22 protein-coding genes are annotated in these 25933 nt (G+C 65.7%); 9 read left to right on the top strand and 13 right to left on the bottom strand.

Annotation, left to right across the window (positions count from 1 at the left end):
- Positions 1-161: 161 nt before the first annotated feature.
- Positions 162-1055, top strand: coding sequence for a UTP--glucose-1-phosphate uridylyltransferase GalU (gene galU / locus C7449_RS14115; RefSeq protein ID WP_108003446.1), 894 nt, complete (start codon positions 162-164; stop codon positions 1053-1055).
- 64 nt (positions 1056-1119) lie between these two features.
- Here galU and C7449_RS14120 read toward each other — a convergent pair whose 3' ends face one another.
- The gene (locus C7449_RS14120; protein WP_108003447.1) at positions 1120-2601 is read right to left on the bottom strand and encodes an outer membrane beta-barrel protein; all 1482 of its coding nucleotides are present in this window, start codon (positions 2599-2601) and stop codon (positions 1120-1122) included.
- Positions 2602-2741: 140 nt separating this feature from the next.
- Here C7449_RS14120 and C7449_RS14125 point away from each other — a divergent pair, with 140 nt between their 5' ends.
- Positions 2742-3737: a KpsF/GutQ family sugar-phosphate isomerase gene (locus tag C7449_RS14125; RefSeq protein WP_108003448.1), complete on the top strand. Its 996-nt coding sequence runs from the start codon at positions 2742-2744 to the stop codon at positions 3735-3737.
- A 363-nt stretch (positions 3738-4100) separates the two neighbouring features.
- Positions 4101-5435 (top strand): solute carrier family 23 protein, encoded by a 1335-nt coding sequence (locus C7449_RS14130; protein WP_108003449.1) that lies wholly within the window; start codon positions 4101-4103, stop codon positions 5433-5435.
- A 252-nt stretch (positions 5436-5687) separates the two neighbouring features.
- On the opposite strand, the gene C7449_RS14135 is transcribed toward C7449_RS14130, so the two are convergent.
- The 4 genes from C7449_RS14135 to C7449_RS14150 all read right to left on the bottom strand — a co-directional run bounded on the left by C7449_RS14135 (position 5688) and on the right by C7449_RS14150 (position 10308).
- Complete coding sequence (locus C7449_RS14135) at positions 5688-6146, bottom strand: NfeD family protein (RefSeq protein WP_108003450.1); 459 nt, start codon at positions 6144-6146, stop codon at positions 5688-5690.
- 3 nt (positions 6147-6149) lie between these two features.
- Entirely contained in the window at positions 6150-7154 is a 1005-nt protein-coding gene (locus C7449_RS14140) for an SPFH domain-containing protein (protein ID WP_108003655.1), read from the bottom strand.
- A 135-nt stretch (positions 7155-7289) separates the two neighbouring features.
- Positions 7290-8321 (bottom strand): ferrochelatase, encoded by a 1032-nt coding sequence (gene hemH / locus C7449_RS14145; protein ID WP_108003451.1) that lies wholly within the window; start codon positions 8319-8321, stop codon positions 7290-7292.
- Between the two features lie 130 nt (positions 8322-8451).
- Positions 8452-10308: a 5'-nucleotidase C-terminal domain-containing protein gene (locus C7449_RS14150; RefSeq protein ID WP_108003452.1), complete on the bottom strand. Its 1857-nt coding sequence runs from the start codon at positions 10306-10308 to the stop codon at positions 8452-8454.
- Between the two features lie 261 nt (positions 10309-10569).
- Here C7449_RS14150 and C7449_RS14155 point away from each other — a divergent pair, with 261 nt between their 5' ends.
- The gene (locus tag C7449_RS14155) at positions 10570-11343 is read left to right on the top strand and encodes a pseudouridine synthase (protein WP_108003453.1); all 774 of its coding nucleotides are present in this window, start codon (positions 10570-10572) and stop codon (positions 11341-11343) included.
- Positions 11344-11357: 14 nt separating this feature from the next.
- On the top strand, positions 11358-11909 hold the full coding sequence (locus tag C7449_RS14160) for a GNAT family N-acetyltransferase (RefSeq protein WP_108003454.1): 552 nt from the start codon (positions 11358-11360) through the stop codon (positions 11907-11909).
- Between the two features lie 28 nt (positions 11910-11937).
- Here the strand turns inward: C7449_RS14160 and C7449_RS14165 are convergent, their stop codons facing one another.
- From C7449_RS14165 to C7449_RS14185, 5 genes are all read right to left on the bottom strand, one after another.
- Positions 11938-12303, bottom strand: a complete 366-nt coding sequence (locus C7449_RS14165) for a hypothetical protein (RefSeq protein WP_108003455.1) — start codon at positions 12301-12303, stop codon at positions 11938-11940.
- Between the two features lie 174 nt (positions 12304-12477).
- Complete coding sequence (locus C7449_RS14170) at positions 12478-13929, bottom strand: homospermidine synthase (RefSeq protein ID WP_108003456.1); 1452 nt, start codon at positions 13927-13929, stop codon at positions 12478-12480.
- Between the two features lie 289 nt (positions 13930-14218).
- On the bottom strand, positions 14219-14959 hold the full coding sequence (locus tag C7449_RS14175; protein WP_170115892.1) for an aminotransferase class IV family protein: 741 nt from the start codon (positions 14957-14959) through the stop codon (positions 14219-14221).
- The gene (locus tag C7449_RS14180) at positions 14944-16101 is read right to left on the bottom strand and encodes an aminodeoxychorismate synthase component I (protein ID WP_108003458.1); all 1158 of its coding nucleotides are present in this window, start codon (positions 16099-16101) and stop codon (positions 14944-14946) included. The genes C7449_RS14175 and C7449_RS14180 overlap by 16 nt, the downstream gene beginning before the upstream one ends.
- 23 nt (positions 16102-16124) lie before the next feature.
- The gene (locus C7449_RS14185) at positions 16125-17978 is read right to left on the bottom strand and encodes a M3 family oligoendopeptidase (RefSeq protein WP_245414390.1); all 1854 of its coding nucleotides are present in this window, start codon (positions 17976-17978) and stop codon (positions 16125-16127) included.
- 160 nt (positions 17979-18138) lie between these two features.
- Between C7449_RS14185 and C7449_RS14190 the strand changes: the two genes are divergently transcribed.
- The gene (locus tag C7449_RS14190; protein ID WP_108003460.1) at positions 18139-19671 is read left to right on the top strand and encodes a sigma-54-dependent transcriptional regulator; all 1533 of its coding nucleotides are present in this window, start codon (positions 18139-18141) and stop codon (positions 19669-19671) included.
- A 181-nt stretch (positions 19672-19852) separates the two neighbouring features.
- Positions 19853-21703 carry a DUF882 domain-containing protein gene (locus tag C7449_RS14195; RefSeq protein WP_374828195.1) on the top strand — a complete coding sequence of 617 codons (1851 nt, stop codon included), beginning with the start codon at positions 19853-19855 and terminating at the stop codon, positions 21701-21703.
- A 383-nt stretch (positions 21704-22086) separates the two neighbouring features.
- Here the strand turns inward: C7449_RS14195 and C7449_RS14200 are convergent, their stop codons facing one another.
- The 3 genes from C7449_RS14200 to C7449_RS14210 form a co-directional block, all read right to left on the bottom strand.
- Entirely contained in the window at positions 22087-22353 is a 267-nt protein-coding gene (locus tag C7449_RS14200) for a DUF2312 domain-containing protein (RefSeq protein ID WP_108003462.1), read from the bottom strand.
- Between the two features lie 122 nt (positions 22354-22475).
- Positions 22476-22781: a DUF1244 domain-containing protein gene (locus C7449_RS14205; protein WP_108003656.1), complete on the bottom strand. Its 306-nt coding sequence runs from the start codon at positions 22779-22781 to the stop codon at positions 22476-22478.
- Positions 22782-22838: 57 nt separating this feature from the next.
- Positions 22839-23639, bottom strand: coding sequence for an N-formylglutamate amidohydrolase (locus C7449_RS14210; RefSeq protein WP_108003463.1), 801 nt, complete (start codon positions 23637-23639; stop codon positions 22839-22841).
- 191 nt (positions 23640-23830) lie between these two features.
- Here C7449_RS14210 and C7449_RS14215 point away from each other — a divergent pair, with 191 nt between their 5' ends.
- Both C7449_RS14215 and pyk read left to right on the top strand, forming a co-directional pair.
- Complete coding sequence (locus C7449_RS14215) at positions 23831-24307, top strand: DUF1036 domain-containing protein (protein ID WP_374828196.1); 477 nt, start codon at positions 23831-23833, stop codon at positions 24305-24307.
- Entirely contained in the window at positions 24307-25746 is a 1440-nt protein-coding gene (gene pyk / locus C7449_RS14220) for a pyruvate kinase (RefSeq protein WP_108003464.1), read from the top strand. Before C7449_RS14215 ends, pyk begins: the two co-directional genes overlap by 1 nt.
- The last annotated feature ends 187 nt before the right edge of the window (positions 25747-25933 follow it).

Genomic DNA, 25933 nt, shown 5'->3' on the forward strand with positions numbered 1-25933 from the left:
CGAAAGCTGCCGGTGGAGAGCAAAGCCTACAGACATCGAGTCAACAAATTCTTTACCATGGAAATCTGCCCGCGTCGCTCTTGGTAGAATGGTAGCAAATCGACCCTAATGCGGGGCAACGCCCTCCGGCCGACGGAGGGCCATCTGAAAGAGGTGTATGAATGGCCGACAAACGAAAGGTACGTAAAGCCGTGTTCCCGGTCGCCGGACTCGGGACCCGGTTCCTTCCGGCAACCAAGGCGGTGCCGAAGGAGATGCTGACGGTCGTCGACAAGCCGGTGATCCAGTATGTCGTCGACGAGGCGCTGGAAGCGGGGATCGAGCACCTGATCTTCGTCACCGGGCGCAGCAAGGCCGTCATCGAGGATTATTTCGACATCCAGGTCGAGCTGGAGCAGACGCTGCGCCAGCGCAACAAGACCGCCGAACTGACGCTGCTGGAAAGCATCCTGCCGGTGGCTGGCTCGACCAGCTTCACCCGTCAGCAGGAGCCGCTCGGGCTGGGCCATGCGGTCTGGTGCGCGCGCGACCTCGTCGGCAACGAGCCGTTTGCGCTGCTTCTGCCCGACATGATCATGAAGGCGCCGAAGGCTTGCCTGGCGGGCATGGTCGAACTCTACGAGCATGATGGCGGCAACGTCGTCGCGGTAGAGGAGTGCGCGCCCGACCAGGCCCACAAGTACGGCATCGTCGGCGTCGGCCGTGAGGTCGGCAATGGGCACCGGATCACGCAGATGGTGGAAAAGCCGGCGCCCGGAACCGCGCCCTCCAACTTCTTCATCAACGGCCGCTACATCCTGCAGCCGGAGATCTTCTCGATCCTCGCCACCCAGGAACGCGGCGCCGGCAACGAGATCCAGCTGACGGATGCGATGCTGAAGCTTCTGCAGGAACAGCCGTTCGCCGCCTACCATTTCCGCGGCGAGACCTATGACTGCGGCTCCAAGGACGGGTTCATCCTGGCCAATGTCGCCTTCGCGCTCGCCCGCGCCGACATCCGCCCCACCGTCGAGGGGCCGCTGCAGAAGATCCTGGACGGCCTGAAGGAAAAGTAGCCGCCGCGCGGCCGCGCCCGCTTCATCTCAGGCGCGCTTGCGATCCGCTCCCGTCGGGAGCGGATCAGCGGCGCAGCACCAGGCCGAGGCCGGCGCGGGTGACGCCGGTGTCGGCAACGTTCTTCTGCGTCGTCAGCTCGTAGGAAATGTCGCCGCTCAGACCCACGTAGCGGTTCAGGTTCCAGCTCAGGCCGGTGCCGATGATGTAGACGTTCTGGTTCGATGCCGAGGACGTCGGAAAGTCACGCCACTCGTAGGAGCCGGCCAGCCGCGCCACGAGATTGCTGCGCAGTTCGTGGGTGATTTCGGTGGCGGCGAGATAGGAGATATAGCCGCTCTCGCCGGGCGTCGTGGACGGCTCGATCGCCGTCCTCAGGGCGAGATTGACATTGGTGCCGCGCTGCGGCGACCAGTCGACGGCACCGTCGAGCGCAAGCGCGTCGATTGCCTTCAGCCGGTCGTCGTCGAAGGTCCGGCGATCGAAGCCGATGCCGAATTCGCCCCTGAGCTTCTCGCCGAGATCGAGTTCCACACCGGTTCGGGCGTTGTAGAGATTGCCGGAGCGCGCGTAGCCGGCGAAATCCCGCGTCTCGTCGTAGAAGACGCGCCCGCCGGACGCCTCGATGAAGGGGATCAGGGCCGGCGAAACCTCGTAGCCGATCCGGCCGCTCAGCACGCCCGTGGTGTTGTTGCGGTCCTTCTGCGACAGCTCCGAACCGACCGACAGTTCGACGTCGCCATAGGTCTCGCGGTCGACCGCCGCCCCGAGCGTGCCGCGGATCAGCCCGAAGTCGCGGCGGATGCTGGCGCCGCCGCTGTAATTCTGGACGGCCGACTGAACCTTGGCACCGGAAATCGCGTTCGGATCGGCCGAGTCCTCGCGCTCCAGGCTGTAGCCCGCCGTCAGGTTGGCGATCGTGTCGTCGGAAAGATCGAGCCGCAGATCGGCTGCGACGTTGGCCTCCGGCTCGGTGTTGGCGCTGTCGGAGAGGTTCTTTTCGTAGGTCCCGGCGCCGACGACGCTGAGCTGGTGGCGCGACCAGTCGGAGGTCAGCACGCCGCGAAGCGTCGTCGTCGAGAAGGTGCGGCTGGTCGTGTCGTCGCCCGTCTTGGTGCGCTCATACCCGAGACCCTGCGCCACGGAGGGGCGAAGGATGAAGGTGCCGATACGCACGCCCGGCGGTTCCTCCGAGTACGGGGCGGCGGCCGGCCGGAGACCGTCGACGGACGCGGCAGGCAGGTTCAGGCGGCCGGTATCGGGGATGACGCCCGGGCTGTCGTCGCCGATCGCGGCTATTGCGGCTGTTGGCGGCAGGCTGCCCGTCTCGGCGTTTGCGGTGGCCATGGCCGCTGGCGTCGCGTCGTAACCGGCAACCGTCTCTTCGGCAATCGCCGTCAGCCCGCCTGTCTCCGCAGCCGGCGGTTGGGGCTCCTGCGCCTGCGCGGGCGAGACAGCCAGGATCGTTCCGGCAAGCAGCAAGCCGGCCGCGCGGCGCGGCGACGGGGCTGATCGCGCCCGGATAGGTTTGCTGTATCGTGTCGGCATGGCTTATGCGGAATTCCCGGAAGTCCTAATCAACCGTAAAACCATGTGGTTAACGTTTGGTTGCCGGCGCGAATGCAATGTTACCGCGCAGGCCGTCCGGGCGCATGGACATCGCAACGCAAAAACGCTAACGACGCGTCATGATCAAAAGATTGGCTCTCGTGGAGAGCAGTGGCGCCATCGCTTCTGCACTCCGCACCGTTGAAACCGAACGTGCCGGCCTCGACGCGCTGGCCCGTACCCTTTCGGGGCCGCTCCACGATGCCTTCTGCGATGCCGTGCGGATGATCGCCGACATCAAGGGACGCGTGATCGTCACCGGCATCGGCAAATCGGGCCATATCGGCGCCAAGATCGCCGCCACCTTTGCCTCCACCGGGACGCCGGCCTTCTTCGTCCATCCGGTCGAGGCCAATCACGGCGACCTCGGCATGATTGCTGCCGACGACATCGTCCTGGCCATGTCCTGGAGCGGTGAAAGCTCCGAACTTCAGGGGATCGTCTCCTATTCCCGCCGCTTTTCGATCCCGCTGATCGCCATCACCTCCGGCGAGCGCTCTGCGCTGGCACGCGAGGCGGACGTCGTACTGCTGCTGCCGAAGGAACAGGAGGCCTGCCCGCACGGGCTGGCGCCGACCACCTCGACGCTGATGCAACTGGCGCTCGGTGACGCGCTTGCGGTCGCGCTCCTCGAGGCGCGGGGCTTCACCGCCGTCGATTTCAAGACCTTCCATCCCGGCGGCAAGCTGGGTGCCAGCCTCAGCTATGTCGGCGACATCATGCACAGCGGCGAGAACATGCCGCTCGTGCCGCTCGGCACCTCGATGCCTGAAGCGGTGCTGCTGCTTTCGCAGAAGCACTATGGCTGCGTCGGCGTCGTCGACGGCATGGGCAAGCTGGTCGGCATCGTCACCGACGGGGACATCGCCCGCAACCTGTCGCGCAATCTCGGCGAACTGAACGTCGACGACATCATGACGACCACGCCGAAAACGGTGCGGCCGACGACGCTCGCCACGGCCGCCCTCGGCATCCTGAACCAGCACAATATCTCGGCCCTGATCGTTACCGACGACACCGCCACGCCGGTCGGCATCGTGCATTTCCACGACCTGCTGCGCATCGGCGTCGCCTGACGGGCGGCTCTGCCATACGCGTGACCTGATCCCGTTCCGGCACCGTCGGGGCGGGATTTTCGTCTGATGCAACGGTTCGTAGTTGTCGGTGAATTTCCGGAACTATGGTGCAAATGCCACCTCAAGTCCCCGCTGGAGCCATTCAGCGGGGCGATGTTTTGTGGGAAAATGTTGCGACCACATGACAGCAGCGGTCGATAGCGGTATCCCCGGATCGGGTAAGCCGGTACAAGAAGACCAAGCTTGGCGACGGTCGAGTATCGGGTGACCGATAACTCTATTTTTCAGGGATTTCGCGCCGTCGACCCGCTCGACAGGATTCGGCTGGGTCGCTTGGCGAAATCGAACGCAGTGGGGGGAGCGATGGGCGACACAGGTGGCTATTTTCCGCGTTGGCGGCTGAAGACGGAAGGACGCATCCTGCCGGACGAACGGCTGCCTGCGGGGCAGACGATGGTGCTGGGGCTTCAGCATGTCGTGGCAATGTTCGGCTCCACCGTGCTGGCTCCGATCATCATGGGGTTCGACCCCAACGTCTCGATCCTGTTTTCCGGCCTTTCGACGCTGATTTTCTTTATCGCCGTGGGCGGCCGCGTGCCGAGCTATCTTGGTTCCTCCTTCGCCTTCATCGGCCCCGTTCTTGCCGCGACAGGGGCCGCAGCCGGCGCACCCAACCCGAACATCGCATTGGCACTCGGCGGGATCATCGCGGCCGGTGCGATCTATGCGTTGATTGGCTTTGCCGTCACGCTCGCCGGCCATCGCTGGATCGAACGGCTGATGCCGCCGGTGCTGACTGGCGCAATCGTCGCCGCGATCGGGCTTGTGCTCGCGCCGATCGCGATATCCAGCGCCTCGGGGATCGGCCCGGCTAACCCGGACGGCGACCAGCTCTCGCGCTGGATCGCAATCCTGACATTTGCCGCCGTCGGCATGGTCGCAATCTATGCGCCCGGCATAGCCCGCCGCCTGCCGATCCTTATCGGCGGCGCGCTTGCCTACCTCGCCTATCTTTTTATCGCGAATGGCCTGGGCTACGGCGCACCGATCGATTTTTCCGGCGTCGCGGCGGCCCCCTGGTTCGGTTGGCCCCACTTCACTGCGCCGGTCTTTTCCGCGTCCGCGATCACGCTGATCGCCCCGGTCGTCGTTATCCTCATTGCGGAAAATCTCGGCCACATCAAAGCAATCGGGGCGATGACGGGACGCAACCTCGACCCCTATCTCGGCCGCGCCTTCATCGGTGATGGTATCGCGACCATGATTTCGGGTGGATTCGGCGGTACCGGCATGACGACCTATGCGGAAAACATGGGGGTGATGGCGGTGACGCGCATCTTCTCCACGCTCATCTTCCTGGTTGCGGCCGCCGTCGCGATCGTTCTCGGATTCTCGCCGAAATTCGGCGCACTGATCCAGACGATACCCGGGCCTGTTCTCGGCGGGCTTTCGATCGTCGTCTTCGGTCTCATCGCGGCGACCGCAGGCCGCATATGGGTCGAGAACAAGGTCGACTTCGCCGAGCCGCGCAACCTCATCACCGTCGGCGTTGCGCTTGTGCTGGGTGCCGGCAACTTCAAGCTCGCCGTCGCCGGATTTACGCTCGACGGCATTGGGACCGCGACGATCGGAGCGATTATCCTCTACCACGCGCTCGGGTGGGCGACCCCCCCGAAAGGGCCGAAGCAGGCCGCTTAGCGCCCGTCGCAGCCCTGGCCCGGCCAGCATCCAAGGACGTCTGCTTGGGCAGCAAAGTCATGGTTCCCGTACGGCGAGAGCCCCGAACGGGAACCCGCTCGTCCGCCAACAGCGGACATCATTTCGGCTTGAATGCCTGAAGGATGCGGCTCGTAAGCCCAGTTAGCGGCGGGCTTTCGCTACATAGTTCCGCGAATTGCTGGCGCGGCTGGAAGAGATCGGTCGCGCGCGGGCGCGTTCAGCCGGCGCACTTCAAACCGGCTCCACCGTCAGGTCCCGCCCTGAGCTCGCCACCACCCTCACGCGCGTGCCGACCGGCAGGTCCGGTCCCTGCACGCTCCACACCGTGTCGTCGAGGCGGATGCGGCCACGACCCTCCGTAATCGGCTGGTCGAGGGTTGCGGTGCGGCCGACGAGGCTGCGGGCCCGCTGGTTCAGGAAGGGCTCGTCGGTCTTGCGCGCGCTCGATAGGACGACGCGCCGCCCGACCAGCACCGCTGCGATCGACAGCATGGCAAAGACGATCCACTGCACCTGCGAGGCCCACCAGGCCGCTCCCCAGAAAAGCATGGTCAGCGCGCCGGTGACGATCGCGGCAACGCCGATCCAGACGAGGAACACGCCCGGCATCAGCACTTCGAGGATCAGCAGCACGATGCCGAGCACCCACCAGGCCCAGGGCCCCAGTTCCGCGACGATGCGGGTGATCATGGCTCAGCTTTCCCTCGTGGTATCGAACGGATTCCGCGCGGTGCCGCCCGCAGCCGGGGTCGATTGGCGCGGACGGGCCGGGGCAGGCGGCGCACCGTCGCCGAAGACCTCCCTGGCGATCGCGCCGATGCCGCCGAGCGAACCGATCAGCGACGATGCTTCCATCGGCATCAGCACGATCTTGGAATTGGGGGCCGTGCCGACGCTCGCCAGCGCTTCGGTGTATTTCTGCGCTACGAAGTAGTTGACCGCCTGCACATTGCCGGCGGCGATCGCCTCGGAGACCATCTTCGTCGCCTTGGCCTCGGCTTCGGCCAGCCGCTCCCGGGCCTCGGCGTTGCGGAAGGCGGCCTCGCGCTGGCCTTCCGCCTGCAGGATCGCCGACTGCTTGGCGCCCTCGGCCCTGAGGATCTGCGCGTTGCGCGACCCTTCGGCTTCAAGCACCTGGGCCCGCTTGTCGCGCTCCGCCTTCATCTGCCGCGCCATCGCGTCGACGAGGTCCTTCGGCGGCGCGATGTCCTTGATCTCGACGCGCGTGATCTTCACGCCCCACGGCTTGGCCGCCTCGTCGACGACGTGCAGCAGCCGGTCGTTGATCTTGTCGCGATTGGAGAGCAGCTCGTCGAGATCCATCGAGCCCATGACGGAGCGGATGTTGGTCATCGTCAGGTTCAGGATCGCGTTCTCGAGATGGGCGACCTGATAGGCGGCCTCGGCGGCGTTCAGCACCTGGTAGAAGGCGATCGCATCGGAGGAAACGCTGGCGTTGTCGCGGGTGATGACCTCCTGGGTCGGTACCTCCAGCACCTGCTCCATCACGTTCATCCTGGCGCCGATCTTGTCGAAGAACGGGATGATGATGTTGAGGCCGGGCTCGAGCGTGCGCGTGTAGCGGCCGAACCGCTCCACCGTGTATTGAAAGCCCTGCGGCACCGTCTTGATCCCGGCAAACAGCAGCCAGAGGACCAGAACCACCAGTGCAATGACGAAAATATCCAGCCCGTCCAACGGCATGCGAAGCCCTCTGCTCGATTTTGCGTCACTCTACGCAATCCGCGCGACAAGGCCAGTGCATTTTGCGGGCGCGTGCCGAACAGCGGCGCCGAGACGGCTTCGCGCCGGATCCAGCTGTCAGGTCCCGCGTCAGATCCAGCCGGCGAGCTCCCGGCGCACGACGGACTCCAGCACCGCCATTCCTTCGGGGCTGTCGTTGAGGCAGGGGATGTGGCTGAACTTCTCGCCGCCGTTGTGCAGGAAACTCTCGCCCGCCTCGCCGGCAATTTCCTCGAGCGTCTCCAGGCAGTCCGATACGAAACCCGGATTGAAGACGGCGATGCGCTTGACGCCCTCTTGGGCCAGCTTCTCGACCGTCTTGTCGGTGTAGGGCTGCAGCCATTCCTCCGGGCCGAAGCGCGACTGGAACGTCACCTGCAGCTTCTCCTTCGACCAGCCAAGCCTGTCGCGCAGCAGCCGCGCCGTCTTCTGGCACTGGCAGTAGTAGGGGTCGCCCTTGTCGAAATAGGACTTCGGAATGCCGTGGAACGAGGCGAGCACCACCTCCGGCTCCCAGTCGAGACCGGCAAGGTGGGTGGTGATCGAGTTTGCCAGCGCCTCGATATAGACCGGATCGTCGTGATAGGGCGGCACGGTGCGCAGCGCCGGCTGCCAGCGCATCTTCAAAAGCGCCTCGAAGGCCTTGTCGTTGACGGTCGCCGTCGTCGCCGCGGCATATTGCGGATAGAGCGGGAAGACGAGGATGCGCTCGCACCCTTGCTTCTGCAGATGTTCCATCCGCGAGGCGATCGAGGGCTGGCCGTAGCGCATTGCCCAGTCGACGATCACATCGGGATGCCCGGCAAAGGACGTTGCCATCAGTTCCGCCTGGCTGCGGGTGTAGGTGCGCAGATAGCTCTCGTTCTTTTCCTTGTTCCAGATCACTTCGTAGGCCTTGCCGACCTTCTGCGGGCGCTTGTTCAGGACGATGCCGAACAGGATCGGATACCAGAGGGCCCTCGGCCATTCGATCACGCGCCGGTCGGTCAGGAACTCCTTCAGGTATCGCCGCATGGAGACGTAATCGGTTCCGTCCGGCGTGCCCAGATTGACGAGCAGGACGCCGACCTTGCCGTGCTTGACGGGCGGATGGGAGGCGGGCTTGACGGCGGCGATCGACATTGGCGGTCCCTGTCTACGGCTCTGTTGCGGCGCATTCGATGCGGAGCGCCGATCTTAATCCGTTCTAAAAAGAAACGGCGGCCCGGGAAACCCCGCGCCGCCGAAAAAAGGGGAGACAAATCGTCTCGTACTACTTGGCCGGGACCTGCAGTTCCGAGCCGATCATGAGCGCCCTCGGCTTCGGATTGCCGTTGGCCTCCGAGATGATCTTCCAGAGGTGGCCATGACCATAGGCCGCCCTGGCGATCTCCCAGAGCGTGTCGCCGCGGACGACGACGTGCTTCGTCGCACCGGAGGCTGCGGGCCGGGACGTCGGCGTGGCTGTCGCTGCTCCGTCCGGGGTGGTGCCCCCTGCCGCATCCATCGCCGTTCCGGCCGTTGCGGCGACGATGGCGACGATGCGCCCGTCGGTATAGGGCTTGTAGGGCCGGTTTGCGGCCAGATAGTCCGCCACCACCTGGTCGAGCGTCGGGCCGTAGTCGTAGGCATTTTGCGCGGCTGAGGCGAAGATCTTGTAGCCGTCGCCGCCGGCCCGCATGTAGTTGTTCGAGGCGAGCGTGTAGACCTTGGCCGGATCGAGCGGCATGAAGGTGTCGCCTTCCTTCATCTCGACGGAGACGACGCGGCTGCCGGCCGGCTTCGACCTGTCGAAGGAGAATTTCATGCCGGCGACCTGCGGGAAGCGGCCGGCGCCCTCCTCGATCTCGCTCAGGCCGTTCTCGAGCGCCGTCAGCAGATCCGCACCCTTCAGCTGGAAGGTGGAGACGGTGTTCTGGAACGGCAGCACCGTCACGACCTCTCCCATCGAGACCGGGCCGCCGTCGATCGAGGCGCGCAGGCCGCCGCCATTGGTGATCGCGGCGGTGACGCCCTGTCCCTTCGTGCGGTCGACGAGCGCGTCGGCGACGAGGTTGCCCATCTGGCATTCGCCGGTCCGGCAGCTCTCCCGCGACCCGTCGATCGGGCCGGCAGTCTCGGCGACGATCTTCGCCTTCATATCCTCGATCGGCCCCGCCAGTTCCTTGACACGGGCGACGACCGCTTCGTCCGGCTTGAAGCTGGAATCGATCAGGATCGGATCGCCCTTGGCCTCCTTGACGACGCCATAATCGTCGAACACGACCTTCAGGTTGCCGAGGTACTTCGTGTAGGCGCCGGCCTGCACGACCGGGACCTTGTAGCCGCCCGGATTGTCGACCATGGTCGGGTAGGGGCCCTCGGCCTTCTCGTCTGTGTTGGAGAGCAGGCTGTGCGAATGGCCGCCAACCACCACGTCAACGTCGGGGATCTTGGCGATCGCCGCGAGGTCGCGCGGATAGCCGACATGGGTCAGCGCGATGATCTTGTCGACGCCCTGCTTCTTGACCTCCGCGACCGCCGCGGTGATGTCGGCGACGTCGTTGCCGATCAGCACGTTCGGGCCTGGCGAGGAAATCTCGTCGGTGTCGTTCGCCACCGCCCCGACGATGCCGATCTTCTCGCCGCCGACCTCGAGCACGATGAACGGCTGGATCCGGTCGCCGAGCCTGGAGCTGGCGCCGGCAGCGACGTTCGCCGTCACCACCGGAAACTGCACCTTGTCGAGGAAGGCGGCCAGCCCGTCCTCGCTGTCGTCGAATTCGTGGTTGCCGACGGTCATCGCGTCGAACTTCATGAGGTTCAGGAATTCGGCTTCGGCCGCGCCCTTGTAGGTGGTGTAGAACAGCGAGCCCTGGAAATTGTCGCCGGCGTTCAGCAGCAGCACATTCTTGCCGGACAGCGCCTGGCGCTGCGTGTCGATCGCCGTCTTCAGCCGCGCGACACCGCCAAAACACTCGTTCTTGCCTTCCTCCTCCGCCGAGCAGGTCGAATCGAACTTGTTGATCGGCTCGATGCGCGAATGCAGGTCGTTGATGTGCAGGATGTCGAGTTCGTAGTCTGCGAAGGCCGCGCCCGCGGAAAGAGTGAGCAGCGAGGCGGCCAGCAGGCCGAAGCGGACTGAAATCATGGACGTGTTCTCCCCATCAGGCGGAACGGCGCCTTCACGAGCCCGATGTGGGCGGCCCCGTCGTCCGTGCGTGCGATGCTTCCATTACACGCGAAGAACTGCAAGTGGAAAACCTGAGGCTGCGGAAGGGCCTGCGAAGACGGTTAAGGCGCGCGGCTGATGCGCCGCGGCAAGCGGAATGGACGCACCCGCGCGTTTCTGCTAGTCCCACGGCCTCGCGATCGGCGCCGACAGGAGCGTCGAAGCGCAGGCTGGCCGTAGCTGGAGCGACCCGAATTGTCCGGTAGAATTCCCCGCAGCACCGGAAACGTGACTTTGCCGCGGGCCTTTTCGAAACTCGGCGTCTGCTCGCGCACGCAAGCCGAGGCGTTCATCGCGGCGGGCCGCGTTCGCGTCAACGGGCGCAAGGTCGCCGACGCGGCGATGTGGGTCGATCCGAAGCGCGACCGGATCGAGCTCGACGGCGAGCCGATCGTAGCAAGCGAAAAGGTCTACCTCGCCCTCAACAAGCCGCGCGGGCTGGTCACGACCCGCACCGATCCGGAAGGCCGGCCGACCGTCTTCGAATGCCTCAAGGACCTCGACTTGCCATTCGTCTCGCCCGTCGGCCGACTGGACAAGGCGAGCGAGGGGCTGCTGCTCTTCACCAACGACACGGCGCTGGCGCAGCGGCTGCTCGACCCCGAAACCCATGTCAAAAAGCTCTATCACGTCCAGGTCCGCGGGATTCCGTCCGAGGAAGACCTGCAGCGCATGACCTCCGGCGTGGTGCATGATGGCGAGATGCTGCAGGCGACGGCCGTGCGCCTCTTGCGCGCCGGCGACAAGAACTGCTGGCTGGAGGTCGAACTCGACGAGGGCAAGAACCGCCAGATCCGGCGGATACTGGAAGTCATCGGACTGGAAGTCCTGCGGCTGATCCGGGTGGCAATCGGCGATCTGGTCCTCGGCGACCTGCCGAAGGGGAGCGCCCGGCACCTGACGGCAGCGGAAGTCCGGGCGTTGCAGTCACAAACGGCAATGAAACCCGGCTGACCTTGGGAGGAACCATGACCGTTCTGCTCCGGCCCTATGTCGCCGCTGACTTCGCGGCATTGCGCAACTGGTTTCCCGACGAGGCGTCGGTGGTCCAATGGGCCGGTCCGGACATGCGCTTCCCGCTCGATCCGGCGCAGTTTTCGGAGATGCAGCAGGAGACCGAAGGCGCCGTTCCCGGGCGATGGATGTTTTCGGGGCTGGTCGGAGACACGCTTGCGGCTCACGCGCAAGTGGCGCTCGACTGGCAGCATGGCGTCGCCCGGCTTGCCCGCGTGGCCGTGAGCCCCGAATTTCGCGGCAAGCGGCTGGCGCAACCGTTCCTGCGGCAGGTCGTCGACCGGGTGTTCGCGCAGGAAGCGTTCGTGCGGCTCGAGCTGAACGTCTACACCTTCAATGCCGCTGCGATCGCCACATACATGCGGCTCGGCTTTGTCGAGGAGGGCGTGCGGCGATCGTCGGTCAGGGTCGGCGCGGAGCGATGGGATACCGCGATCCTTGCTCTGCTGCGTCAAGAGTACGACGTCACCCGTGGATCGGCAGCGGATGACGCCGCGGTGCCCTGAGCGGACTGTGAAGCGTTCCTGAAGCTGCTCAGCCCTGGCGGTTGAGCGTGAACTGTGCGCCCGAGCCCGAGGTGCAGTTCAGCTGGCGCGGGGTGACCAGCGAGCAGTTGGCCTTGGAGGCGGATTTCGAGATGTTCGAATAGAGGCTGATTTCGATCAGCCCGCCCGGCTGGGTGATGTAGGTGCCGGTCGCCATGGTGGTGTTGGTGTCGGTCGTCCGCGTCGCGAACTGGCCGGCGGAGAAGGTGGAGACGAGGCCGTTCGCGTCGACCCACGATCCTTCCACGCCCTGCGGTGCCTGAGCGACCGGCCGCACCGGCGCACGGTCGTACGAATTACAGGAGGCGAGCGTCGCAGCGCCCGCCAGCAGGGCAGCAAAGATCAAGGGTTTCATGGGGTTCTCCCTGGGCTTGCCAAAACGATACGGCATCGAAAATCCGCTCGACCATGCCGTGAACGGATGGTGAAAGCAAGAGTCGGGCGGCACGGCAAAAAAGGTTATCCGTCTCAAAATGAAACGCCCGCGACGGGCGGGCGCTTCCGGATTTGACGGGCGTTGCCGCTGGAACTAGCGGAACAAAACGTTGCGGAACTGCCACGGATCCTTGGTGTCGAGGTCTTCCGGGAACAGGCCGGGACGGCCGTCGAGCGGCGTCCAGTCGGTGTAATGGCCTTCGACCGGGCCGAGATAGGGACGCTGCACTTCCAGGCAGCGCCGGTAGTCCATCTCGTCGGCCTCGACGATGCCGGCTTCCGGGTTTTCCAGCGCCCAGACCATCCCGGCAAGCACCGCCGAGGTCACCTGCAGGCCGGTGGCGTTCTGGTAGGGGGCGAGCTCGCGGGCCTCCGCCAGCGACAGGCGCGAGCCGTACCAGTAGGCGTTCTTGTCGTGGCCGTAGAGCAGCACGCCGAGCTCGTCGACGCCGTCGACCAGTTCGTTCTCGTCCAGCACGTGGTGCACCGGCTGCGCATTGCCGCCGTTGCCGAACATCTCGTGCAGCGACAGCACCGCGTCGTTGGCCGGATGGTAGGCGTAGTGGCAGGTCGGCCGGTAGGTCACGTCACCGTCCTTGTCGCGAACGGTGAAGAAGTCGGCGATCGAGATCGATTCGTTGTGGGTGACGAGGAAGCCGTATTGCGGACCCGGCGTCGGGCACCAGCTGCGCACGCGCGTGTTCGCGCCCGGCTGCTCGAGGTAGATCGCCGCCTTGCAGCCCTTCTTGTGCTTCTTGGCGTTCTTCGGCATCCAGGTCTCGTGGGTGCCCCAGCCGAGCTCGGCCGGCTGCAGGCCCTCGGAGATGAAGCCTTCCACCGACCAGGTGTTCCAGAAGGTGTCGAGCGGCTTCGGCGTCTTGGCGCGCTGGGTGTCGCGTTCGGCGATGTGGATGCCCTTGACGCCGACCTTCTTCATCAGCTTCGCCCAGCCCTCGCGGTCGTCCTGCGCCGGCACGTCGTGCTTGACGCCGAGATCACCCGCGAGATTGACCAGCGCTTCCTTGACGAACCAGGAGACCATGCCCGGATTGGCGCCGCAGGTGGAGACCGCCGTCGTGCCGCCCGGGTTCTTCGCCTTCTCCCTGCGCAGGGTTTCCCGCAGCGCGTAGTTGGTGCGGTCGGCATTCTTCATGTTCTTGTCGAAGTAGAAGCCGAGCCAAGGCTCGATAACCGTGTCGACATAGAGCGCCTTGTGCTTGCGGCAGAACCGCATCAGGTCGACCGAGCCGGTGTCGACCGAGACGTTGACCACGAAGGCCTGCCCGCCGCCTTCCTTGATCAGCGGCTTCAGCAGTTCCTTGTAGTTCTCCTTGGTGACGAACTCGGCGACGTGGCGGGCGCCGTGGCGGGCGTAAAGCGCGTCGTCGGCAGCATCCTTGCGCGGTTCGATGACGATCAGGCGGTTCTTGTCGTACTTGAAATGACGCTCGATCAGCGGAAGCGTGCCGCGGCCGATCGAGCCGAAACCGATCATGATGATCGGGCCTGTGATCTCGCCGTAAACCGGGTAGGTCTTGTCTGCCATTTTCCTTCGATCTCCTTTGGGAGTGCGCGCGCGATTCGCGAAAAGAGGGTCAAACGGCCCCGCTTTCGGGATGAAAATGCCTAGAGCACAGAATTCCGTCACAAAAAAGTGGGCACGAAGCGTCGCGTCTGAGTTGTCAACCGCCGCCAATCGTCCGGAACTGGCGGGCGAGTCCGGCGCGCCTGCCGACCAGACCGTGTACTCGGCCTGCGGACGGTCAGTGATGGAAGTCCTAAAACTCTTCGACGGCCGGCAGCGCGCACCGCGAACGGACCTTGGTGGATAGCACCTATCCCGCCAGCCTTGCAGGGATCAGGCCGCGCAGCGAATTGCCGACGAAGAAGGGGTGGCGGAGCAGGTCGTCGACCTGCAGTCGCTGTTCAGTGGCCCGGCCGGTTGCGAGCAGTTCCTCGCGCAGCACGCCGGCCAGCAGGCCGCAATCGAGCGGCGGCGTCTTCAAGATCCCCGTGCCGTCGTCGAGAAAGACGGAGGTGATCGTGCCCTCGCAGACCTCGCCGCGCTCGTTGAGAAGGATCACCTCGTCGGCGTCGGCGGCCGAAAACTCCGCACGGGCGGCCTCGTAGACGGCACGGCGCGACGTCTTGTGGCGCAGCAGCGGCTCGGCGGAGGAAAGCCGCGTCGTCGCGATCCGAACTGTCCAGACGGCGTCCGCGGCGAGCGGCACGAACCGCGCGGTCTTCACCTCGATCCGGCCGTCGGCGAAGAGCTCGAGGCGGACGCGAAGCGGGCAAGCCCCTCCCCTTTGTGGGGAGGGGTTGGGGAGGGGAGGCTGCAGAGAGGTCGCGGGCGATTGCTGCGAAGACCCCTCCCGGCCCTCCGGGCCACCCTCCCCACGAGGGGGAGGGAAGGGCGTGGCACCCACCGCATCCGAAAGCGCGGCCTCGGCCCGTTCCGCCCCCAAAATCCCCAGCGCCGCCGCCGAGCGCTGCAATCGGGCCAGATGCCGGTCCAGCCGGATAAAGCCTTCTTCCGGCTCGAAGCGCAGCGTCTCGATCAGCGAGATATCCATTGGTCTCCCACCGCGAACCGCGCCTTCAGTAGGCATTCCTCGTATTCGGCCTCGGCGTTCGAATCGAAGACGATGCCGCCGCCGACATTGAAGACGGCCTCGCCGCCCTCGAAGAGCGAGAGCGTGCGGATCGCCACGTTGAACTGCATGGTGCCGTCCGGGGCGATCAGCCCGATCGCGCCGCAATAGGCGTCGCGCGGGCCGGCCTCGAGGTCGTGCAGGATCTCCATCGCCCGCATCTTCGGCGCGCCGGTGACCGAGCCGCAGGGAAACAGCGCGGCGAAGATGTCGCGGATCGAGGTCCCCGGCACAAGCTTGGCCCGCACGTGGCTCACCATCTGGTGGACGGTCGGGTAGGTCTCGATGGCAAAGAGCTTGGGCACCTCCAGCGTGCCGACCTCGGTGACCCGCGAGATGTCGTTGCGCAAGAGGTCGACGATCATGCGGTTTTCCGCCTGGCTCTTCGGGTCGGCCAGCATCGCCGCCACGATCGCCTCGTCCTCGGCGGCATTGGCGCCGCGCGGGGCGGTGCCCTTCATCGGATGCGTCTCGATAAAGCCGTCCTTATCGACGCGGAAGAACAGTTCCGGCGAGCGCGACAGCAGGATCGGCCCGTCGAGCGAGACCAGCGCACCGTACCTCACCGGCTGGCGCTCGATCAGCGACCAGAAGGCGGCGACGGGATCGCCGTTCCAGCGGGCGCGGATCGGCATGGTCAGGTTCGCCTGGTAGCAGTCGCCTTCGCGCAGGTGCCGGTGCAGCCGGTCGAAGCGCTGCCGATAGGCCTCCAGGTCCCATCCCGCCTTCGGTTCGGTGACGAAGGGCTCGTTCTCGACGCGCTGCCGCGGTCGGGCGAGGGGGTGTCCGTCGGCGGGTGCTGCGAAAATGCCGAAGCTCATCAGCGGCGTCTCGCGTCCGTCGACCGCGAAACGCGCGAGTTTTTGCTCGAACAGATGGCCGGCCTCGTAGCTCATGAAGCCGGCGATCCAGTTGCCCTCGTCATGCGCCGCTTGCAGCGCCCGCAGCGCCGGCTCGAAGTCCGCCGCCTTGCGCACCGTGATCAGGCGCAGCGGATCGGCGAAGACCGTCGTCCGGTCCTCGCGGTCGTCCCGCAGGAGCACATAGCGTTCGCGATCGGTCATCTCATTGGTTCTCGGCAGGTGATTCAGGCGGCCTTATCAAGCGCCTCGAGTTCGTCAATGAGCCCTTCGATCATCGACAGGCCCTTGCTCCAGAACGACGGATCGGCCGCATCGAGGCCGAACGGCTGCAGCAGTTCGGAATGGTGCTTGGTGCCGCCGGCCTTCAGCATCTCGAAGTACTTCTCCTGGAAGCCGCTCTCGGCCTGCTGGTAGACCGCATAGAGCGAGTTCACCAGGCAATCGCCGAAGGCATAGGCATAGACATAGAAGGGCGAGTGGATGAAGTGGGGGATATAGGCCCAGTAGGTCTCGTAGCCTTCCGAGATGCGGATCGCCGGCCCGAGGCTTTCGGTCTGCACCGACAGCCACAAATCGCCGATCTGCTCGGCGGTCAGCTCGCCTTCCTTTCGGGCCGTGTGCACCTTGCGCTCGAATTCGTAGAAGGCGATCTGGCGCACGACCGTGTTGATCATGTCCTCGACCTTCTGCGCCAGCATCGCCTTGCGCTCGCGCTTGTCCTTCGTCTGGTCGAGCAGGCTGCGGAAGGTCAGCATCTCGCCGAAGACCGACGCCGTCTCGGCCAGTGTCAGCGGCGTCGAGGCCATCAGCGCGCCCTGGCCGCCGGCCAGCACCTGGTGGACGCCGTGGCCGAGCTCGTGCGCCAGCGTCATCACGTCGCGCGGCTTGCCCATGTAGTTGACGAGCACGTAGGGGTGCGCAGACGGCACGGTCGGATGCGCGAACGCGCCCGGCGCCTTGCCCGGCCGCACCGGCGCGTCGATCCAGTTCTCGTCGAAGAAGCGGCCGGCGATCGCCGCCATTTCCGGCGCGAAGTCCCGATAGGCCGAAAGCACCGTGTCCTTGGCGTCGCTCCAGGGGATCAGCGCGTTTGGCGTCTCCGGCAGCGGCGCGTTGCGGTCCCAGAACTCCAGCTGTTCCATTCCGAGCCACTTCGCCTTCATCGCATAGTAGCGATGCGACAGGCGCGGATAGGCCTCGCGGACCGCCGCGGCGAGCGCATCGACGACCTCGCGCTCGACCCGGTTGGCCAGGTGCCGGCTGTCGGCGATGTCCTCGAAGCTGCGCCAGCGGTCGGAGATCTCCTTGTCCTTGGCGAGGGTATTGGTGATCAGCGTGAAGGTGCGGATGTTTTCCTGGAAGGTTTTCGCCAGCGCCATCGCCGCCTTCTTGCGGGTCTCGCCGTCGGCATCCTGCAAGAGGTTCAGCGCCACTTCGAGCGGCACTTCCTCGCCGTCGATCGTGTAGCGCAACGAGGCCATCGTCTCGTCGAACAGCCGGTTCCAGGCGGCGGCCCCGGTCATGGATTTTTCCAGAAAGAGCTGCTCGGTTCGGTCGTCAAGTTGGTGCGGCTTGTCCTTGCGCAGGTCCTCGATCCAGGGGCGGTAATGGGCGGCGAGCGCGTCACGCTCCAGGCTTGCGGTCAGCTTCGCGTCGTCGATCCTGTTCAGTTCCAGCGTAAAGAACAGCAGATGCGCCGAGATGTCGGTGATCTTCGCCTGCACGTCGCCATAGAACTTGCCGTTGGCCGGATCGGTGGTGTTGGAGAAATAGGTCAGGCCGGCAAACGAGGCGACGCGGCCGAGCAGGTCCTCCAGCGCCTCGAATTCCCTCACGGCCGCGCCGATGCCCTCGTCGCCGGTCTTGTCGGCCGCCGCGTCCAGCTTGCCCTTCCAGCGGGCCTCGAAGGCCAGCGCGTCGGCTGCGCCCTTTTCCATGTCGGCCAGAAATTCCGGTGCGGCCGGCGAGGCATAGAGGTCGCCGAGGTTCCAGGCCGGCAGGTCGCCGAGGTCACCGGCGATGGCGCCGGCCGTGGCGGTCGCGTGGTGGATTGCGGGCGAAAGGTCGAAAACGGACATCGGAAGCCTCATGCGTGGTTGGGCGTTCTTGCTTGCGTCGCCATTGGTTAAAAAGCAAGCCTTTCTCAAAACGGCATGTTCAGCCCTTCATGCCAAGGTCCGCCGTCATAATGATTGTGCCAACTCTGCGCATGACGCGCGGCCCGGCAAGGAGGTTCCAATGGCGGCCCACATTCTTGTCATCGACGATGATCCTGTCCAGCGTCGGCTCCTGAAGAACATGATCGAGCGCCTCGGCCATGTCGCGCACATGGCCGACAACGGCCGCAGTGGCCTCGAAGTCCTCGATCGCAAGGGCGGGCTGATCAGCGTCATCCTGCTCGACCTGATGATGCCGGAGATGAACGGCACGGCCTTCCTCGCCGCGCTCGCCGAGCGCGAGAGCACGATCCCGGCGATCGTGCAGACGGGGCAGGGCGGGTTGGATACCGTCGTCACTGCGATGCGCGCCGGTGCCTTCGACTTCGTCGTCAAGCCCGTGTCGCCGGAACGCCTCGGGGTGGCGATCGACAACGCGCTCAAGCTCGAGCAGCGCGACCAGCGCGGCCGCTCCGGTCGGCGCGCCCGCAGCGAGGCGGTGCAGTTCGAGGACATCGTCTCCGGCAGCCCGGAAATGCTGCGGGTGATCGATCTCGCCCGCCGCGCGGCCCAGTCCAACATCCCCGTCGTCATCGAAGGCGAATCCGGCGTCGGCAAGGAAATGGTGGCGCGCGCCATCCAGGCGGGCAGCGATCGGGCCGGCAAGCCCTTCGTCACCGTCAATTGCGGCGCCATTCCGCACAATCTGGTCGAGAGCATCCTGTTCGGCCACGAAAAGGGCGCCTTCACCGGCGCCACCGAGCGCCACATCGGCAAGTTCGCCGAGGCCGACGGCGGCACGATCTTCCTCGACGAGATCGGCGACCTGCCGCTGGAGGTGCAGGTGAAGCTGCTGCGCGCCGTGCAGCAGGGCGAGATCGAGACGGTCGGGGCCCGCGCGCCGCAGAAGGTCAATGTCCGGCTGATCTCCGCCACCAACAAGGACCTGATCACCGAGGTCAAGGAGGGGCGGTTCCGCGAGGACCTCTACTATCGCCTCAACGTCTTCCCGATCACGATCCCGGCGCTGCGCCGGCGCAAGGAGGACATCCCGGTTCTGGTCCGCGCCTTCGTCGAGCGCTTCGCCGGCGAGCAGAAGCTCGCCACGCCGCTGTCGGTGTCGTCCGCCGCCATGGCGCTTCTGACCGCCTATGACTGGCCGGGCAACATCCGCCAGCTGGAGAACGCAATCTTCCGCGCCGTGGTCCTGGCGCAAGGGGCGGAACTCGGTACCGCCGACTTCCCGCAGATCGCCACGCAGCTCCCCGGCCACGCCATATCGGACGCCGGTACCGTATCCTGGGACGCCCCGGCCGATCCGGTAAGGGCGTCAGACGCCGGACAGCCGCCGGTCCATCCCGATTTCCGTCCGGGCGGAGGCTTCGAATCAAATCCGCAACCGGCGGCTGAAAACACCATCGCGAGCGTCGATCGAGGCGGTCAGGTGCGTCGCCTCGCCGAAGTCGAGGAAGAATTGATCCGCTTCGCGCTGAAGTTCTACCATGGTCAGATGAGCCAGGTTGCGCGCAAATTGGGCATCGGACGGTCGACTTTGTATCGAAAATTGAAGGATTATGGCATCGATCCGGACAATCCGCTCAAGGATGCCGCCTGATTTCAGTTGATTTCTCAGGCCTCACATGTTTTCCCCGTTGCCGTTCACCGCTTGTTAGTGGATCGTTCACTATAAGCGGAGAGCACCGGCGACTGTGGCGAATATGCCATGCTGTCACCGCAATTGGACGTCATCTGAACCCTCGGCGGGCGTCTATATAGTCCACAGGACGGGGATAGAATTGGCAGACATCATTGGACCGATGACGCTCCGGGGAGCCAGCGCGCTAGCTATGTGCCAAGCCGCCGTCGCCAAGGCTCCGAGGATATTGACCGTCGCCGCTCTGGCTTTCTCGCTCGCCGTTCCGGCTTTGGTCCCGTCGGCAACCGATGCCGCTTCCGGCACGCGTTCGCTGAAACTCTACTTTGTCCATACCAACGAAAAGGCGGAGATCACCTTCAAGCGCAACGGTCGCTACGACCAGAAGGGTCTCGAGCAACTCAACCGTTTCCTGCGCGACTGGCGCCGCAACGAACCGACCAAGATGGACCCGCGACTCTTCGACCTCGTCTGGGAGGTCTACCAGAAGAGCGGATCGCGCAGCTATATCCACGTCGTCTCCGCCTATCGCTCGCCGGCCACGAACTCGATGCTGCGCTCGCGCTCCAAGGGCGTGGCCAAGAAGAGCCAGCATATGCTCGGCAAGGCGATGGACTTCTATATCCCCGACGTGAAGCTGAAGACGATCCGCGAGATCGGCATGAAGTTCGAGGTCGGCGGCGTCGGCTATTATCCCACCTCCGGCTCGCCCTTCATCCACATGGACGTCGGCGGCGTGCGCGCCTGGCCGCGCATGAGCCGTGATGAACTGGTCCGCCTGTTCCCGGACGGCAAGACGATGCACCTGCCCGCCGACGGCAAGCCGCTGCCGGGCTATAATCAGGCGGTCGCCGACTACAAGCGCCGCGTCGGTGCCGATGCGGTACAGGTCGCCGGCGGCGGATCGCCGGACCAGGCGCGTTCCGGCAAGAAGCGCAACCTCCTGGCCGCGCTCTTCGGCGCTGGCGGGGACGAGGATGAAGAGCCCACTGCGATCGCCAGCGCCGAGCCGCTCGAGGCGCCGGCACCGGCGGCGAGCGCCAACGCTTCGACCGGTACGGGCGAATTGCCGGGCGTCGCTGCGTCCGCCACGCCGCAGGCCCGCCCGGTCGTGACCGAAACGGAAATCGCCGAACTGAATGCACCGGTTCCGCTCGTCCGTCCGGCCTTCCGCAGCGAGGCGGCAACCACCGAACTGGCGCTTGTCTCGCCGTCGACGAACAATGCCGCCGCCGCCCTCAATGCGGCGCTTCCGGCCTCGGGTGAAGCGCAGGCGCAGTTCGCCGATCTCGGCGCCTACCGCGTGCCCGTGCCGGAGCTTCTCGGCAAGCGCACCCTGCCGGGCGAGGCAGAGGAAGGCGTGCTGACCGCGTCCGCGGTCGGGCTCTCCGACCAGGACTTCGGCGTCATCCCTGTTCCCGGCGCGCGGCCCGGCGACGAAACCGCCCTTATTGCGGCTGCCGCAGTCGAGGTCGGCGTGCCGGACCAGAACGGTTCGGCCAATGTTGCCGTGGTCGCCGAAGCCGAGCATGAGGATGGCCTGACGGCGGAGGCGGCCACGCGCGTGGCGCTCGCCTCCCCGAGCGACCAGATGGACGCAGGCACGCCGGTCGAGCTTGCCGCTCTCGTGCCGACCGCCTCGCGACGCGCGCCCGAAGCGCTCACCGCCTTCGACGTCCAGCCGAGCGAGCTTCCCACCAAGGGGGGCCGGCCGAAGAAGCAGGACGCCGATGCCGCCGCGCGCGGCGCGATCCGGACCGAGCCGAAGCTGAACGAGAAGATCATCTCGCAATGGGCCCTGACGCAGGGCCGCGTGGCGACGCTGTCGAAACCGGTCAAGGCACCGCGCTTCGTCAGCCCGAAATTGCGCACGGCCCCGACCACCGTCTACATGGCAGGCTTCCAGCCGGCCAAGGTCGTGGTCGATCCCGCCCGGTTCAGCGGCAGCGCCGTCAACTTCATGGAAGTGCGCAAGTTCTCCGACACGAACTGAGGCCCGCCTCCCGGGGCTGGCGGTTGCGGGGCAAGAGCGCGTGAACCCATCTCCCGCGCTTTGCATTGCCGCTCTGACAGCCTCGCCATTTTTCGCGAGCACTGCTCTTCCGTCTCCCCGGACTTGATCCGGGGTCCAGCAGCGCCGCGTCTGCCGCGCGAAAGGCTTGTATTACGCTCAAGGACTGCCTGGATGCCGGATCAAGTCCGGCATGACGGAGCCGTGTGAACCGCTCGAGCGATGAAGAGGGGCGAAAGGGCGCTGTCAGCACGGCGGATCTGGCGCCGTCGCTGCCGGCCGCAGAAAACCTTCCAGCCCCAAAAGAAAAACCCGCCAGGCTGGAACGGCCGAGGCGGGTTCTTGTCGTCAGCCGGCGAGCGGCGTCATTCGGCGTCCGGCGGCAGCTCGATCATGCCCAGTGCCTGCAGGTAGGTGTCGAGGATGGCCTCCTGTTCCATGCGCTCGTCCTTGTCCTGCTTGCGGATCTGGATGACCTTGCGCAGGATCTTGGTGTCGAAGCCGACGCCCTTGGCTTCGCCGTAGACGTCCTTGATGTCGTCGGCGATCGTCTTTTTTTCTTCTTCCAGGCGCTCGATCCGCTCGATGAAGGCACGAAGCTGGTCGCGGGCGACGCCGTTGGCATCGGACATGGTCTTCTCCTCGTTGGGGGAATGAGAAATATGATGGCGGTGGTCTGCCGCGAAGTTCCGGCGAGATCAAGACCCGCGGTCTGGGAGAACGCGATTTTCGCCGCTTATACCAGTTTCCCCCACTATTCCTTCGGGCGGTTCGTTTCGAAGGCGGCCTTCTGCTCGGGGCTCGCTTCCTTCTGGTGCAGGTCGCGCCAGGCGTCGTAGGGCATGCCGTAGATGATCTCGCGCGACTGCTCCTTGTCCATTGCGACGCCCGCCTCGTTCGCTGCCTCGCGGTACCAGTTGGACAGGCAGTTGCGGCAGAACCCGGCGAGGTTCATCATGTCGATGTTCTGCACGTCGCTGCGCTCGCGCAGGTGCGCGACCAGCCGCCGGAAGGCCGCCGCCTCGAAAGCGGTGCGTTGTTCTTCGTTGATGTCCACCATAACCTCCTTTCGGTTGCCTGCGAGCGCACCGGCCACCGGTACAATCATCTGTCCCGCCTAGTACGCGCCGGTGCGGGAGGGGAATGTCTGATAGGTGTGCAGGTCCGCGTCGGCATTCAAGTCGGCGAGGATCGGCGCAAGGCGGGCGGCCCAGCGCGCCTCGCCCTCGTCGTCGCCGATTTCGTCCTGCCGGATCTCGATCAGCGCATGGGGGATGGCCGCCATCATGCAATGCCGGAACATGGTGTCGCCGCGCAGCGCCCCGTCGTAAGGTTCGTTGCTGGCGGTGACGATGCCGGGGATCGCGCCGAAGGCAGCCAGCAGTGGCCTGACTGCGCGGTCGTCGCCGTCCCACAGCACGGTGACGTGCCACGGGCGCGGCACGCCCTTCCAGACCGGCGTGAACGAATGCAGCGAGATGACCAGCGGCGCCCGACCCGACGCCGCAGCCACCCTTCCGATCGTCTCGGAAACGGCGGCATGGTAGGGCCGGTGAAAGCTCTGTAGCCGGTGCTGCCATTCCTCGGCCGAGATCGGGTGGTTGCCGGGGATGATCGCGCCGTCGGAGATCCGCATGATCAGCGTCGGATCGTCCTCGCCGCGGTTGGGGTCGATCAGCAGGCGCGAGAAGCGGCTCAGCACCGCCGGCACGCCGAGGCGGGCGGCGAGCCGCCGCGTCAGCCCCTCGATGCCGATGTCATAGGCGATGTGCCGGGAAAAGGCGCTTTCCGGCAGGCCGAGCCGGCCGTAGCGCGCCGGCAGGTGATTCGTGGCGTGATCGGCAAGCAGCACGAGGCCGCAAGCGGCATCGCCGTCGATGATCTCGAAGGGGCTGTCGTTGACGCTATCGCTCGGCATGCAATCTCCCGGGCTGGTGATCGAGGGCTTGATGGCATGCCGGACCGGCGATCGCAAGACCGCCGGATCGGTCGCAAACCGTCGATTGGGGCGCTCGATTGCGGCTGTAATCGATTAGTGTCGCGTTGACATTCGCAGCCTGCCGTCGCAAGAAAGCGTCTGCCCACATCAACGGAGTTCCACTGGAAGCCGTGTCAGTTCGTTCTCACCTCCGCTCTGTCCGTCCGTCGTCCGGCCTTTCGTTCACTGGCCTTCTTGCCGCCGCCGCCTTCCTGTTCCTTGCTGCGCCCGAAGCCGCCCATGCGGATTTCCGCGTCTGCAACGGCACCCAGAATCTCGTCGGCGTCGCCATCGGCTACCGCGCCACCGAGGGTTGGGTCACCGAAGGCTGGTGGCAGGTTCCGGCGACGACCTGTGCCACGCTGATCGAGGGCGAACTGCAGTCGCGCTACTACTACCTCTATGCCGAGGATGCCGCGCGCGGCGGGCGCTGGACCGGCGACGTCGAGATGTGCGTGGCCGAGAACGAGTTCAAGATCACCGGCGTCAAGGACTGCTTCGCCCGCGGTTTCCAGCGGATGGGGTTCAAGGAGTACGACACCGGCCGCCAGGGCAGCTGGATGGTCCAGCTCTCCGACACACCAGGGACGCAAGAAAGCCAGAATTGATGAGACGAAACAGAAGAGTAAAGATCCTCGCCACGCTCGGACCGGCTTCCGCCGAGGAAGGAACGATCCAGAAGCTGCATGAGGCCGGGGCCGATCTCTTCCGCATCAACATGAGCCACGCCAGCCATGACCTGATGCGCACGCTCATCAGCCGCATCCGTTCCGTGGAAGCGCGCTGCGGCCGGCCGATCGGCATCCTTGCCGACCTGCAGGGCCCGAAGCTGCGCGTCGGCAAGTTCAAGGACGGCAAGGCCGATCTCGTCGCCGGTCAGACCTTTACGCTCGACAACCGCGACGAGCCGGGCGATGCCACGCGGGTCTTCCTGCCGCATCCGGAAATCCTGGCGGCGGTCAAGCCCGGTCATCGCCTGCTGATCGACGACGGCAAGCTGCACCTGCGCGCCGAGCAGGCCGACGGCAAGAAGATCGTCTGCACGGTGATCGCCGGCACGAAGATTTCCGACCGCAAGGGCGTCAGCCTGCCCGACACGCTGTTGCCGGTCGGCGCGCTGACGGAGAAGGACCGCGCCGATCTCGATGCGGTGCTGTCGACCGGCAGCGTCGACTGGGTGGCACTGTCGTTCATCCAGCGTCCGGAGGATCTCGCCGAGGTGCGCAAGGTGGCACGCGGCCGCGTCGGCCTGATGTCGAAGATCGAAAAGCCGCAGGCGATCGAGCGCATCGACGAGATCATCGAGCTGTCCGACGCGCTGATGGTGGCCCGCGGCGACCTCGGTGTCGAGATGCCGCTCGAGGCCGTTCCCGGTCTGCAGAAGCACCTGACGCGCGCCTGCCGGCGTGCCGGCAAGCCGGTCGTCGTGGCGACGCAGATGCTCGAATCGATGATCTCCTCGCCGGTGCCGACCCGCGCCGAGGTCTCCGACGTCGCCACCGCCGTGTTCGAGGGCGCCGACGCGGTCATGCTGTCGGCCGAGTCCGCATCCGGCGAATACCCGGTCGAGGCGGTCTCCACCATGGCTGCGATCGCCAGCAAGGTCGAGCGTGACGCGAACTATCCGGGCATCATCAATGCCCAGCGGACCCCGCCCGAGGCCACCGGCGCCGATGCGATCTCGCTTGCCGCCCGCCAGATCGCCGAGACGCTGAACCTTTCGGCGATCGTCTGCTACACCTCGTCGGGCACCACCGGGCTGCGCGCGGCCCGCGAGCGGCCGCAGGTCCCGGTCCTCGCCCTGTCGCCGATCATCGAGACGGCGCGGCGCCTTTCGGTCGTCTGGGGGCTGCATTGCGTCGTCACCGGCGATGCCGAGAGCCTGGACGACATGGTCAACCGGGCCTGCCGCATCACCGTCAGCGAAGGCTTCGGCAAGCCGGGCGACCGCATCATCATCTCCGCCGGCGTGCCGCTCGGAACGCCCGGCGCCACCAACATGCTGCGCATCGCCTATATCGGCGCCGATGGCGTGAGCGGCGTCTGAGCCGTCGCGAAGCGGCCCGCACGCCTGTCGCACGCCCCCCTGGCCGGTCTTTCCTGCCGCTCTTCCCTGCCATGGGGAAGGGCAGCGATGCCGTGGCGTCGCTGCGGCGCCTCCTGCTCAACAACCCAGGTTTGTCATCTGCAGAATTGAACCAAGCTTGCGCGAATGGAGGGGCCAACTGGTCGCT

The sequence above is a fragment of the Mycoplana dimorpha genome (genome assembly GCF_003046475.1).
GTDB lineage: Bacteria > Pseudomonadota > Alphaproteobacteria > Rhizobiales > Rhizobiaceae > Mycoplana > Mycoplana dimorpha.